Consider the following 13,213-nt stretch of genomic DNA (forward strand, 5'->3'; position numbering starts at 1 on the left):
TCTTATACCAATTTCATAAAGTAGCGCTACATATCTACCCCCCCAACCCCCCCTTGCCAAGGGGGGGCTTTGAACTACATCTGTAGTATGACTTTATGAAAATGGTATTAGTCTCAAAGATGGGGGCGGGCACTCTTGGCACCGCCCCTACAGAGAATGAAACAGCCCTGCTCAGCTTCGATAAATCGCGGAGGATGCCAAATGCGATCGATATTTCACAAACACGCTACACATCGAAAGTGCGATCGTACCTTTCCTTAAATTTCCGTAAATACCGATCTATACATACATCAAATTCAGCAATTAATATAAACCTAATTCAATTAGATAACTTTTTTTCACGCCATTTAGGAGTGCATCTAAATGTCAATTCATAAAAGTTTCAAAAGCAGAGCAACAGCCTCTGCTGCGGGTTTTACAGTGGTTGAACTACTAACCATAGTATTAATTTTAGGCATTGTCAGCGCAGTTAGCGCTCCCGCTTGGCAAATGTTCATCAACCACTACCGCATCAAAACATCAGTCGATCGCGCTTATCAGGCCATGGTAACAGCCCGCAGCAACGCCAAACGTGATAAAATTGCATGGCAAGCCAGCTTCAAACAAGTAGGAAACATCGTACAAGTAGCCATTCACAAATCCGAAATTCCCCCAGCCAAACTCCCCCCAGGGGAATGGAAAAGTTTAGAACCGGATATTCAAATAAATACAAATGACACAACATTTGTTGTGTTCAATGAGCAAAATGAATATGACAAAAATGGAGCTATTCGACGAGCCATGTTCAATTTCCAAGGTTGTCCCGTCTATAAAAGCACTGACGACTGTGGCTTAACCAGTATTCGAGCAAAAGCAACCCTTACATTATCTCATCCTCATCTCCCAAAGGGCGATCGGTGTGTGATTATCTCCACAATTTTAGGACATAAACGCATCGCCCAAAGACAAAAAACAGCTCAAAATGGCAGATATTGTTACTAAGACTGTTACTGAGACTGACGGTTGAATCCTGAAAGCGCGATGGAGAATTTGGGGATAGCAACTCCGGTGTCTGAAAGCTCAAAACACTGGAGTTTTTAGGCGATATTTTGCCACAATTCCGTACATTTTATACATTTTGTACATTCACCGATAAAATTGTAAGTATTCAGAACCGTTTTGAGCCTGGTACTTATGCTGACATCAACTAGCGAATTGCTGGAAACAGCCCGGAGAAATGCTTATGCGATCGGGGCTTTTAATGTTTATAACCTCGAAGGAGTTAAAGCCGTGATTGATGCAGCCGAAGCGCTTCAAAGTCCAGCCATGCTTCAACTTCACCCCAGCGCCCTTAAATACGGAAAATCGCCTTTAGTCGCCCTTTGCATGGAAGCAGCCCGCAAATCCTTAGTACCCATCGCCGTACATTTAGACCACAGTACCTCAGAAAAAGACATCCATCTAGCCCTAGCCGCTGGTATCAAATCAATTATGGCAGATGGTTCTCCTTTACCCTACGAAAAAAACTTGAGTTTTACCCGTGAAATGACTTTATTATCCCACGCTAACGGCGCGGTAGTTGAGGCAGAAATTGGCAGAATTAGCGGCACGGAAGATGGTTTGACTATTGAAGCAAAAGCTGCAAAAATGACCGACCCCTTACAAGCAGTTGAGTTTATTCAAGCAACTAAAGTGGATTTTTTGGCGGTAACAATTGGCAATGTTCATGGTCAATATTTGAGCGAACCCAAACTCGATTTTCCCCGGTTGGCAAAAATCCGGGCTTTAGTTTCAGTGCCCTTAGTGCTGCATGGTGCTAGCGGTTTACCAGAATCAATGATTAGTGAATCTATTAAATTAGGTGTCTCTAAATTCAATGTCAACACCGAGGTTCGGGAAGCTTATATGGAGGTGTTGAAAACTAGCAGTTCTTTGTCAGATCCTGATTTACTGGAAGTGATGACAAAGGCGATCGATGCCATGCGATCGGTGGTGGCTGGCAAACTCAAGCTTTTCGGTTCCGCAAACAAAGCCTACTTGCACCAATCTCCCTATGCAGAAACATTCAAATGACCGAAGAGTCAGAATTTGAGAAATGACTGCATTTGTGCTAAAATCACTATAATACTCCTAGCCCCTAGGAATATATTTGCCAAACACAGATGCACCCAACTCTTCTTAATCTCTTCTCCTCTGGGGTTAATTTTTGTGATTAATCCCCGCCACTCCTAAATAATTACTTAATCGCCAGCAATTGACCATAAAATCTGCACCATGCTCAACATTCCTCAACTAATAGCTCAAGAACTGTCCATCAATCTTGCTCAAGTAAACAATGCTCTGGAACTCTTCTCTGAGGGAGCAACAATTCCATTTATAGCCCGCTACCGGAAAGAAAAAACCGATTCTCTTAATGAAATTCAGTTACGCGATATCTCCGATCGCTTTACCTATCTGACGGAAATCGAAGACCGCAAAAAATCTATTTTAGCGAGTATTTCAGCCCAAGGAAAACTCACGGAAGAACTGGAAGCAAAGATTCAATCTTGTTTGCAAAAGAATGAATTAGAAGACCTTTATTTACCTTATAAACAAAAGCGGCGGACGCGAGCAACAATTGCCAGAGAAAAAGGTTTAGAAGCCCTCGCCGAGTTTATTCAGTCTTTGAATCAACCCGAAGCTAAACTAGCAGATGTCGAAGCGGAAGCAGCTAAATACATTTCTGAAGAAAAGGGAGTGAAAACAGCAGAAGATGCTCTCAAAGGTGCTGGGGATATTTTAGCAGAAGGTGTTTCGGAAAAAGCAGAGTTGCGGGCATACTTGCGAGAGTTTTTGATGGAAACAGCATTGTTTGTCTCGAAGATTAAAGAGGATTTTCCTGAAGGAAGTACCAAGTTTGAAATGTACCGCAATTACCAAGTGGCCGCCAGAAGTGTTAATTCACACAATATGTTAGCACTGTTTCGGGGAGAAAGTGAAGGAATATTGGATTTAGACTTGACTTTTGATGAAGCAGCGGTGATGGCTTATCTGGAATTTCAGGAAATTAAAACTAAGATACCTTTTGTTAAGGAGTTTTATCGATCGATGTTGAAGGATGCGTTTAACCGACTGATGAAGACTTCTTTGATGACAGAAGTGCGATCGAACAATAAAACTGCTGCGGATATTGAGTCGATCGCCACTTTTGAAACCAATTTCCGGGAGTTGCTGCTGTCTGCGCCGGCGGGAATGAAGCCGACATTGGCGATCGATCCGGGATTTCGCACCGGCTGCAAAGTTTCCGCCCTGGATGAAACTGGACAATTTTTGGAATATCAAGCGATTTTTCCACACCAAGCAGCCAGTCAGAGACACCAAGCTGCGAAAATTGTCAAGCATTTAATTGAAAAATATAAAATTGAATTAATTGCGATCGGTAATGGTACCGCTTCCCGCGAAACCGATGAATTTGTGGGGGAAGTTTTGGCAGAATTAGACACCAAGCCAATTAAAGTGATGGTGAATGAATCCGGCGCATCGGTTTATTCAGCCAGTGAAGTGGCGATCGCCGAATTTCCCGATCTCGACATCACCGTCAGGGGCGCAGTCAGCATTGGAAGACGTTTACAAGATCCCTTAGCCGAACTGGTCAAAATCGACCCCAAATCCATTGGAGTTGGACAATACCAGCACGATGTTGACCAAAAACTGCTGAAAAAGAAACTAGATGAAACAGTCGAAAGCTGTGTCAACTATGTAGGAGTAGATTTAAACACAGCCTCCAAAGAATTGCTAACTTTTGTGTCAGGAATGAGTCCAACAGTAGCCAAAAATATAGTCAATTACCGCAATGAAAACGGCGCATTTAAAAATCGTCGCCAACTCCTGAAAGTCCCCAAACTAGGTCCCAAAGCCTTTGAACAAGCAGCCGGATTTCTCCGCATTCGCAACGGCGAAAACCTGTTAGATAATACCGCGGTCCATCCCGAAAGTTATGCAGTAGTTCAGGCGATCGCCAAGGATTTGAACATACCCCTGACCCAAGTAACACAAATAGCCGAAAAACTCAAGGGTGTAAATATTAAGAAATATGTCACAGAAAAAGTGGGCGAACCAACCCTGCGAGACATTATTTCCGAACTAGAAAAGCCGGGTAGAGACCCGCGAGCTGAGTTCAAATACGCTACTTTTAAAGAAGGAATCAAAGGAATGTCTGACTTGACAGCGGGGATGGAATTGGAAGGAATAATCACGAATGTAGCTAACTTTGGGGCTTTTGTCGATGTGGGAGTACACCAAGATGGTTTAGTGCATATTTCTCAATTAGCAGACAGATTTGTCGAAGATCCGAAACAGATTGTAAAAGTCGGACAAGTGGTGAAAGTGCGAGTTTTGGAGGTGAATGAGAAGTTGAAGCGAATTAGTTTAACAATGCGATCGCCAGAGCAAGCAAAGAGCGATCGTAATATAAGCCTACCGCAAAGAGCGCCCACCGTTAACGATTTGAAAGTAAAGTTTAACAAAAGGTGATTTCAATACCGAGGTAAATTCTCCCAGCATTTCCCCCCTTGGGAGGGGGGTTCTTCTCCCTTCTACTTAATTAAACAATGTAGATAAAAACTTAGTAGCGATTTTTGCTTCTATCTTAAACGGAACTATAAACAAAATCAACCCAAATATAAACATTCCTAACAAGGGAAGAAATATAGGTCCCACAGAGGGTTCTGTGAACCAAGCAAATAAAGCAAAAATGCCAATACTACCTGTGAACCACAACCAAAAAATCATAAATATCATCACAAGTTTATGCAAACTCATGTTAATATCGATTACACAACCGAAGGGTTGAGGATGTATTTCTCCTTGAATAAATGGCAGGAAAGAATTGCGACCGCTGATAATCCGACTAATTTTAAAAGTCTTGCCATTTATGGTTCCCTCATAAGGTTTGGGAGGTGGTGGCCCAAAAGGTATCACGATTCTAAAAATTTTGGGAGTATCGACAACTTCATCTAATCTTTGTAGAACCTTAGAAAAACTTAAAGTTGTGGTAATTTTAAATTTTTCAAAAGGGAGCAATAATCGAAAAAATCTAAGAATGTTGCTCATCGGGTTCCTGGGATATTAAAGAGTTGTTATAGGTACTAATCCGTCAGAAAAATAAAAAGTTGCTCTGACTGTACACTTAAATGTCAGTATAGTGCAAAATAAAGATTTGGACGCAATAACTATCTGGAGTTATGTCAAAATTTAACCAACAATCTGCGATGAAACTGCCCAACTATTTATTCTGGCTCAAAAGTCGATCGCTCTTGAGCCTATCTCTGGGTCTAATTTCCGTAATATCCACTATTTCACCCGTATTTTCCGCGCCGAATCGCAATCTAGATCGGGAGGAAACTTGTGATATTCTGGTAGCAGGTGGCGGACTGGCTGGTGCTGCTACCGCCTACGAAGGTTTACTGGCTGGTCGCACGGTTTGTGTGACGGAAATTACCGACTGGGTAGGTGGCCAAATCTCCTCCCAGGGAACTTCTGCACTAGATGAAAGAGAGACTCAGCGATCGCTCTTATTTTACCCCCGCGGCTACCTAGAATTGCGACGGCGCATCAAGGAACATTACGGCCGTCTTAATCCTGGTGGCTGTTGGGTTAGTTATTCCTGTTTCATGCCCTACAATGGTCACAAAATTTTATTTGAAATGTTACAGGATGCTGCTAAAACCGGGAATGGTAAGCTGAAATGGTTTCCCAATACGGTAATTAAAGAACTAGAAATTACTCCTGCTGTGGCGGGAAATACGGTGGGTGGTCAACAAATTAAAAGTGCGATCGGCATTTCGCACAAACCAGCCCCCAATACCCCACCAATCAACACCGAAACCCTTTCCAAAACCATCGAAGATGCCTACCGCTACGAAAATTCGGCGCGATTTAACAAAACCATTATCCGGTTTATTCCCAAACCACGTCAGACCCCCCCTAACCCCCCCTTACCAAGGGGGGGGAATGCCACAAGTTCCCCCCCTTTACAAGGGGGCGAGAAGGCCACAAGTTCCCCCCCTTTAGTCAGGGGCGAGAAGGCCACAAGTTCCCCCCCTTTAGTCAGGGGCGAGAAGGCCACAAGTTCCCCCCCTTTACAAGGGGGCGGGAATGCCACAAGTTCCCCCCCTTTAGTCAGGGGCGAGAATGCCACAAGTTCCCCCCCTTTACAAGGGGGCGGGAATGCCACAAGTTCCCCCCCTTTACAAGGGGGCGGGAATGCCACAAGTTCCCCCCCTTTACAAGGGGGCGGGAATGCCACAAGTTCCCCCCCTTTACAAGGGGGCGGGAATGCCACAAGTTCCCCCCCTTTACAAGGGGGCGGGAATGCCACAAGTTCCCCCCCTTTACAAGGGGGCGGGAATGCCACAAGTTCCCCCCCTTTACAAGGGGGCGGGAATGCCACAAGTTCCCCCCCTTTACAAGGGGGCGGGAATGCCACAAGTTCCCCCCCTTTACAAGGGGGCGGGAATGCCACAAGTTCCCCCCCTTTACAAGGGGGCGGGAATGCCACAAGTTCCCCCCCTTTACAAGGGGGCGGGAATGCCACAAGTTCCCCCCCTTTACAAGGGGGGGCTAGGGGGGGTGCTGATTGGTACGTTGTCGATGCCACAGAAACCGGCGAATTAATCGGACTAGCCGACGTACCCTACCGCCTGGGGATTGACCCCCGTTCCCCCCTAGAACCTTCCTCTGGAAGTCCTACGGGCGATGCTTATTGTACTCAAGGTTTTACCTACACCTTTGCCATGGAGGCAACGAAGGAACCCCAACAGCAGCAACAGCCATCTTTCTATCAGCAATATGCTCCTTATTACAGTTACGAATTGCAGAGATTAGCTAGTTTTCCTTTGGTTTTCAGCTACCGCCAAATCAGGAGTATGAAACCGGATGAACCGCGCCCTGCCGACCCCAAGCAATTCCCAATTTACCCTGGGGATATTTCCATGCAAAACTGGACCTGGGGTAATGACTATCGCCCTGGTTCTTCCCAGGATAATTTAATTTATTCTCGCGCGCAACTCGCAGCGAACGGTCAACTGCAACCCGGTGGCTGGATGGGTGGTTTGCGAACAGAAACTTTGCGGCGTGGGGAAGAAAATGCTAAAGGCTTTTTCTACTGGTTGGTAGCAGGAACCACTGACTCACAACTCGGTAATGGTGTCAAAAAGCCTTATCCAAATAATCGATTTTTGAGCGGACTAGATTCGCCGATGGGGACCGTTCACGGACTTTCTAAATATCCTTATATGCGGGAGGGCAGACGAATTATTGGGAGACCAAGTTTGAGTCAGCCTCAAGGTTTTACGGTGTGGGAAGTTGATATGTCTCGCACTAATTTTAAGGATAGTTTTTACCGTCAGAATTTGTCGGCGGAAGATTACCGGAATTTGTGGCTGAATTTGGGTGGTTTGAATGCGCCGGCTTTGGCTGTGGGTAGTCAATCGGTTGAGAATACAAAATCGCGATCGCGCGCTACGATTTATCCAGATGCTGTCGGTATTGGTCATTATGCGATCGACTTTCACCCCTGCATGACCAACAGTCCCCCTGAAGCCCCCGGAAACACCGAACGCGAAGGAACTCGCAAAGGTCAAGGTCAAGCTTATCCCTTCCAAATTCCGCTGCGGGCAATGATTCCTCAGAAAATTGACAATATGTTAGTAGCTGGTAAAAGTATTGCTGTCAGCCACACAGCGGCGGCGGCTTATCGGGTGCATTCTTTTGAATGGTCCGCTGGTGCAGCCGCCGGAATTACGGCTGCTTTTTCCCTAGAAAATGGGATTATACCTTATCAATTGGTGGACGAATTGCCCTCCCGCGAGCCAAATTTGGAGGTGTTACAGTTGCGGTTGCAACAGAATGCCAATCCCATCGCATTTCCGGGTACTTCTGTCTTCAATAGTTCCTGGCAAAACTGGAAGTAATCTTATTGGTAATCTGTAGGGCATACCGTAAGCACCATTGGTGTCAACAACCAGGCTAAAACCCTCTGCATCTTTCATTTGTATCGAAGTTTCGATCCCCCTAAATCCCCCTTAAAAAGGGGGACTTTGAGTGTTCCGGTTCCCCCCTTTTTAAGGGGGGCTAGGGGGGATCTCTGGGCCTATAGTCAAACAGCAGACCAATAACAACTGCCCGCATCTAATAACCAGCAATTTGTCATCCATCTTTAGGTAGAAGCAATCAGACACTACTTGAGCGCCATAATATCAATAATATCAAAACTTAAAAATATTCCCCCTCCCTATTACAAATCGCCAAAGGAAAAGGTCATGTCAACAGCACAGAACACACAGGAAAGTCCCAATAAACTTTATGCCAAACAGCTACTGAGAACCCTCGTAGCTGTCAAAAAAGGAGACTTTTCAGTTCGGATGCCCATAGACCAGATTGGGTTGGGAGGGAAAATTGCCGATACCCTCAATGATATTATCGAACTCAATCAGAGAATGGCAGCCGAACTCGATCGCATCAGTACAGTTGTCGGCAAAGAAGGTAAAATCTCCCAGCGGGCCACCATCGGCAACGCCGAGGGTTCGTGGTCAGCTAGCGTTGATTCTGTCAATACCCTAATCACAGATTTAGTTCAACCCACCTCCGAAACCGCCAGAGTAATTCGCGCCGTCGCCAAGGGAGACTTATCCCAAACCATTGCCTTAGAAATAGAAGACAGACCCCTCAAAGGAGAATTCCTCCAAACTGCTCAAATTGTTAACACAATGGTAGACCAGTTGAGTTCCTTTGCTTCGGAAGTAACGCGGGTGGCGCGAGAAGTGGGAACCGAAGGCAAATTAGGCGTGCAAGCCCAAGTGGAGGGAGTAGCAGGAACTTGGAAAGATTTAACCGATTCCGTTAACTCCATGGCGGGGAATTTAACTGCCCAAGTTCGCAACATTGCGGAGGTGACAACGGCGGTGGCAAATGGCGATTTATCTAAAAAAATTACTGTTGATGTCAAAGGCGAAATTCTGGAACTGAAAAACACGATTAATATCATGGTGGATCAGTTGAGTTCCTTTGCTTCGGAAGTAACGCGGGTGGCGCGGGAAGTGGGAACCGAAGGTAAATTAGGCGTGCAAGCCCAAGTGCAGGGAGTAGCAGGAACTTGGAAAGATTTAACCGATTCCGTTAACTCCATGGCGGGGAATTTAACTGCCCAAGTTCGCAACATTGCGGAGGTGACAACGGCGGTGGCAAATGGCGATTTATCTAAAAAAATTACTGTTGATGTCAAAGGCGAAATTCTGGAACTGAAAAACACGATTAATATCATGGTGGATCAGTTAAATTCCTTCGCATCAGAGAATAATCCGGGCCAGGGTGCGAAATTTACGGTTTCTCTGCCCGTTGTTGAGCTCAACGGGCAAGAAGCAGGGCTGGGTTTGTTCGATCTCCCTGACGCGGCAGACCCCCCGCCACATCTGGTGAATTTGCAATTGCTGGTGGTGGATGATGACGATGACTCGCGGGAGTTTTTGATTGCTTTACTCGAAGATGAAGGAGCTATGGTGCGATCGGCGACATCGGTGCCGGAGGCTCTAGCTACACTGGAGACTTTTTGGCCGGATGTGCTGCTGAGCGACATTGGAATGCCAGGAGCTGATGGTTATCAGTTGATTGCGCGGGTGAGAGAAATGGAGGCGATCGGGGGTGGAAATATGCCTGCGATCGCCCTGACTGCCTACGCCAGAGAGGAAGAGCGCCAACAAGCCCTGAAAGCTGGTTTCCAAATGCACTTATCTAAACCGGTGGAAATAAATCAGTTAATTGACGGAATTGTTAACCTCGCAGGAAGGCTCGGAAATAATGCTGTTGAAAGGCACTCGGCGGTTGAAACCGCTTTTTTGACCCCCAATCCCCTGCCAATTATTGAGAAAAATATTAAGCTAGTTTAGAGCACGAGCGATCGTGTTTTTCCATCTCACAGGTCAGCAACTGGAAACGATTTCAATCCTTGTCCATATTTGGTACAATTTAGTTTGCAAGTCTGAGAGTGTCAAAGTAGAAAATTACTCGATTAATACATGAATATTTTTAGCAGTCTCCTTTCTAGCCCAACTCAACAACCCCAAGTCAAAAAACAGCGCCGAGGCATTGAAATTAAATCGGAACGCGAAATCGAAATTATGCGGCAAGCAGCCAAAATTGTCGCTACTGTCCTCAAGGAAATTTCCCAAATGGTGCAGCCGGGAATGACTACGGCCGATTTAGATGCTTATGCGGAAAAACGCATTCGTTCTATGGGTGCAACTCCGAGTTTTAAAGGCTATCACGGCTTCACAGGCTCGATTTGCTCTAGTATTAATAATGAAGTAGTTCACGGTATTCCTAGTAAGAAAAAAGTGATTCGGGCTGGAGATGTTCTCAAGGTGGATACGGGAGCGTATTATCAAGGTTTTCACGGCGATTCTTGTATTACGATTCCCGTTGTGGAGGTGACACCGGAATCGGCTAAGTTAATTAGAGTTGCTGAGGAAGCTCTCTATAAAGGCATTGAACAAGTAAGGGCTGGTGCTTATTTGCTCGATCTCGCTGGTGCGATCGAAGATCATGTCAAAAGTAATGGTTTTAGCATCGTTGAGGAGTTTACAGGCCACGGTGTTGGGCGCAATTTGCACGAGGAACCGTCGGTTTTCAATTTCCGTACTCGCGAAATGCCGAATGTAAAATTGCGATCGGGTATGACATTGGCGATCGAACCAATTTTGAATGCAGGTTCTAAGTATACTCGGACACTCGCTGATAAATGGACTGCTGTCACGGTAGACAATGCCATGTCTGCTCAATTTGAGCATACTGTGTTGGTGACAGAAACCGGCTATGAAATTTTGACCGATCGCTCTAAAGTTTAAACAGTTTGGAGTTTTAACCTCAAGTTTTGATGGTCGAGATTGGTTGACTCTTCGACTTATACCATTTTTCTTTCATATGTGCTATTGATGAAGTCTTAGCCCCCCCTTAGTAAGGGGGGGTTGGGGGGGTAATATTAGCAGTCCTTGGGCAGCACAGATACCAACCGCCGCGGAGTCGAAGAGCTCAGCATACAATATTTGCCTTCATTAGTCAAGATAATAATAGTTAAATTTGGCAAAATTTTAACATAATAGTAATAAAGGACAAAGGTAAGAGAAATGTCAGCACGATTATTACTGGTAGATGATGAACCGGGCTTGCGGGAAGCAGTACAAGCTTATTTAGAAGATAGTAATTTTGTGGTTGAGGTTGCCAGTAATGCTCGCGACGGCTGGGAAATCTTGCAAAAGCAAAATCCTGATTTGCTCATTTCCGACATTATGATGCCCCAGGTGGACGGCTATCAGTTTCTCAAACAAGTGCGGGAAGATCCTCGCTATAAGGCTTTACCCGTAGTGTTTTTGACGGCTAAGGGCATGACGAGCGATCGTATTCAAGGCTATACAGCAGGTTGCGACGCCTATCTTTCTAAACCCTTCGATCCCGATGAATTAGTGGCCATTGTCACCAATTTGCTGGCTCGTCGCGCGGCGGCTAAGGAGATGAGCGAGAATGGGGAAAATCCCGATATTGCAGCTTTAGCCAATCAGATGGCGAGAATTGAGTCTTTGCTGAGTGGACGGAGTTCGATAACCCAAAGTCCTTCCCTGATTAAAATAGATTTGACTCCGCGAGAACAAAGTGTTTTAGACTTAGTTGCCCAAGGTTTGATGAACAAAGAAATTGCCCGCCGCTTAGAAACTAGCGTGCGGAATGTGGAAAAATATGTCAGTCGTTTGTTTAGCAAAACAGGTACTAATAGTCGCACAGAATTAGTTCGTTACGCCCTCGAACACGGTTTAACCAAGTAGGAATAACGGGGCTGATGCCAAGTAAATTTTGAACCCGCTGGCGGCGGCAGGGCTGTTTCATTCCCCCCAAGGGGTGCAAGGCTGTTTCATTCCCCCCAAGGGGGCAAGGCTGTTTCATTCCCCCCAAGGGGGCAAGGCTGTTTCATTCCCCCCAAGGGGGCAAGGCTGTTTGATTCCCCCCTAGGGGGGGGCAGGGGGGGGTTCTTCCTTGGGGCTGCAAGGCTGTTTCATATCAAACCATCTCTTCATCGGAATTATTAATCTCTCTCTTCTCTTCCTTCGCGTCCTTCGCGCCTTCGCGGTTAAATCATTCCGATACAACCGGAATTGATATCATTCCCCCCTTGGGGGGGGCAGGGGGGGGTTCTTCCTTGGGGCTGCAAGGCTGTTTCATATCAAACCCTCTCTTCATCGGAATTATTAATCTCTCTCTTCTCTTCCTTCGCGTCCTTCGCGCCTTCGCGGTTAAATCATTCCGATACAACCGGAATTGATATCATTCCCCCCTTGGGGGGGGCAGGGGGGGGTTCTTCCTTGGGGGGGGCAGGGGGGGGTTCTTTGCACCTTCGCGGTTCAATTAATCTTACTTAGCTTCTAAACGCTGCCGCCATTTACTACTAATCACATCTATAACCGTCACCACAACTAACAAAACTAACATCATAGTTGTGGCTTTATTATATTCAAAAGCTCGAATATAATTAACTAATTCAAAACCAATACCACCAGCGCCAACTACTCCCAAAACCGAAGCAGCGCGGATGTTATATTCAAACATCCACAGGGTATAACCCAATCCTAGGGGCAATACTTGGGGGAAAATTCCATATTGGGCAACTTGCAGCCAAGATGCACCTCCTACCTCCAAAGATTCGATCGATCGCACTTCTACAGATTCGATCGCCTCCTGGTAAAATTTAGCCAAATAGCCGATCGTATAAATGCCCAAAGCCAAAGTACCCGCCGGTGCCCCCAAACCAGTAGCCGATACAAACAACAATCCTAACACAATCGAAGGCACGGCTCGCACCGCATTTTGGATAAAATTAGCCGGCAATTGCAACCACTTTGGTGCTATATTATGGGCGCTACAAATAGCGATCGGTACAGAAAAAACTGCCCCCATAGTGGTTCCCCATAAAGACATTTGAATAGTCTCAATCAAAGCCTTGATTGCTACATCTATAATTTCCAGATTCGGAGGCCACAAACGGGAAATAAAATCGGTCATGTAAGGCCAACTGCTAACCAAGGTTTCCGCGTCAATTTCTAATCCCCTGAGCGCCCAACCATAAATGATAATTAAACCTGCTATAATCCCTAGGTTTTTTACCCAACTATAGTTTTTGGCTAAAGTATTTAATTTTTGTTCAGTCATTTGT

8 protein-coding genes and 2 pseudogenes are annotated in these 13,213 nt (G+C 45.7%); 8 read left to right on the forward strand and 2 right to left on the reverse strand.

All coding sequences use genetic code 11. The features are described 5' to 3' along the window. Nucleotides 1–363: 363 nt before the first annotated feature. The 3 genes from P2A85_RS12070 to P2A85_RS12080 all read left to right on the forward strand — a co-directional run bounded on the left by P2A85_RS12070 (nucleotide 364) and on the right by P2A85_RS12080 (nucleotide 4,491). Entirely contained in the window at nucleotides 364–981 is a 618-nt protein-coding gene (locus P2A85_RS12070; RefSeq protein ID WP_377480211.1) for a Tfp pilus assembly protein FimT/FimU, read from the forward strand. Between the two features lie 192 nt (nucleotides 982–1,173). Continuing rightward, nucleotides 1,174–2,052: a ketose-bisphosphate aldolase gene (locus tag P2A85_RS12075; protein ID WP_377480213.1), complete on the forward strand. Its 879-nt coding sequence runs from the start codon at nucleotides 1,174–1,176 to the stop codon at nucleotides 2,050–2,052. Nucleotides 2,053–2,253: 201 nt separating this feature from the next. Next, nucleotides 2,254–4,491, forward strand: a complete 2,238-nt coding sequence (locus tag P2A85_RS12080; protein ID WP_377480216.1) for a Tex family protein — start codon at nucleotides 2,254–2,256, stop codon at nucleotides 4,489–4,491. Nucleotides 4,492–4,557: 66 nt separating this feature from the next. Here the strand turns inward: P2A85_RS12080 and P2A85_RS12085 are convergent, their stop codons facing one another. After that, nucleotides 4,558–5,070 (reverse strand): hypothetical protein, encoded by a 513-nt coding sequence (locus tag P2A85_RS12085; protein ID WP_377480219.1) that lies wholly within the window; start codon nucleotides 5,068–5,070, stop codon nucleotides 4,558–4,560. A 158-nt stretch (nucleotides 5,071–5,228) separates the two neighbouring features. On the opposite strand from P2A85_RS12085, the pseudogene P2A85_RS12090 reads away from it, so the two are divergent. The 5 genes and pseudogenes from P2A85_RS12090 to P2A85_RS12110 all read left to right on the forward strand — a co-directional run. Continuing rightward, nucleotides 5,229–5,717 (forward strand): annotated as a pseudogene (locus P2A85_RS12090) (FAD-dependent oxidoreductase); the annotation flags it as partial. Nucleotides 5,718–6,590: 873 nt separating this feature from the next. Further along, nucleotides 6,591–7,931, forward strand: a pseudogene (locus P2A85_RS12095) (FAD-dependent oxidoreductase); the annotation flags it as partial. A 348-nt stretch (nucleotides 7,932–8,279) separates the two neighbouring features. Then, nucleotides 8,280–9,902 (forward strand): HAMP domain-containing protein, encoded by a 1,623-nt coding sequence (locus tag P2A85_RS12100; protein WP_377480222.1) that lies wholly within the window; start codon nucleotides 8,280–8,282, stop codon nucleotides 9,900–9,902. 129 nt (nucleotides 9,903–10,031) lie between these two features. Beyond that, nucleotides 10,032–10,859, forward strand: a complete 828-nt coding sequence (map, locus tag P2A85_RS12105; protein WP_377480225.1) for a type I methionyl aminopeptidase — start codon at nucleotides 10,032–10,034, stop codon at nucleotides 10,857–10,859. Between the two features lie 279 nt (nucleotides 10,860–11,138). Then, nucleotides 11,139–11,831: a response regulator transcription factor gene (locus tag P2A85_RS12110; protein WP_340518945.1), complete on the forward strand. Its 693-nt coding sequence runs from the start codon at nucleotides 11,139–11,141 to the stop codon at nucleotides 11,829–11,831. 583 nt (nucleotides 11,832–12,414) lie between these two features. Here P2A85_RS12110 and phnE read toward each other — a convergent pair. Further along, on the reverse strand, nucleotides 12,415–13,209 hold the full coding sequence (phnE, locus tag P2A85_RS12115) for a phosphonate ABC transporter, permease protein PhnE (RefSeq protein WP_377480228.1): 795 nt from the start codon (nucleotides 13,207–13,209) through the stop codon (nucleotides 12,415–12,417). Nucleotides 13,210–13,213 lie beyond the last annotated feature (4 nt).

This window comes from Microcoleus anatoxicus, from assembly GCF_042465725.1.
GTDB classification, from domain to species: Bacteria; Cyanobacteriota; Cyanobacteriia; order Cyanobacteriales; family Microcoleaceae; genus Microcoleus; species Microcoleus anatoxicus.

Coding starts and splice junctions, on each gene's coding strand:
- P2A85_RS12070 (WP_377480211.1), top strand. CDS start 364: ATGTCAATTCATAAAAGTTTCAAAAGCAGAGCAACAGCCTCTGCTGCG.
- P2A85_RS12075 (WP_377480213.1), top strand. CDS start 1,174: ATGCTGACATCAACTAGCGAATTGCTGGAAACAGCCCGGAGAAATGCT.
- P2A85_RS12080 (WP_377480216.1), top strand. CDS start 2,254: ATGCTCAACATTCCTCAACTAATAGCTCAAGAACTGTCCATCAATCTT.
- P2A85_RS12085 (WP_377480219.1), bottom strand. CDS start 5,070: ATGAGCAACATTCTTAGATTTTTTCGATTATTGCTCCCTTTTGAAAAA.
- P2A85_RS12100 (WP_377480222.1), top strand. CDS start 8,280: ATGTCAACAGCACAGAACACACAGGAAAGTCCCAATAAACTTTATGCC.
- map (WP_377480225.1), top strand. CDS start 10,032: ATGAATATTTTTAGCAGTCTCCTTTCTAGCCCAACTCAACAACCCCAA.
- P2A85_RS12110 (WP_340518945.1), top strand. CDS start 11,139: ATGTCAGCACGATTATTACTGGTAGATGATGAACCGGGCTTGCGGGAA.
- phnE (WP_377480228.1), bottom strand. CDS start 13,209: ATGACTGAACAAAAATTAAATACTTTAGCCAAAAACTATAGTTGGGTA.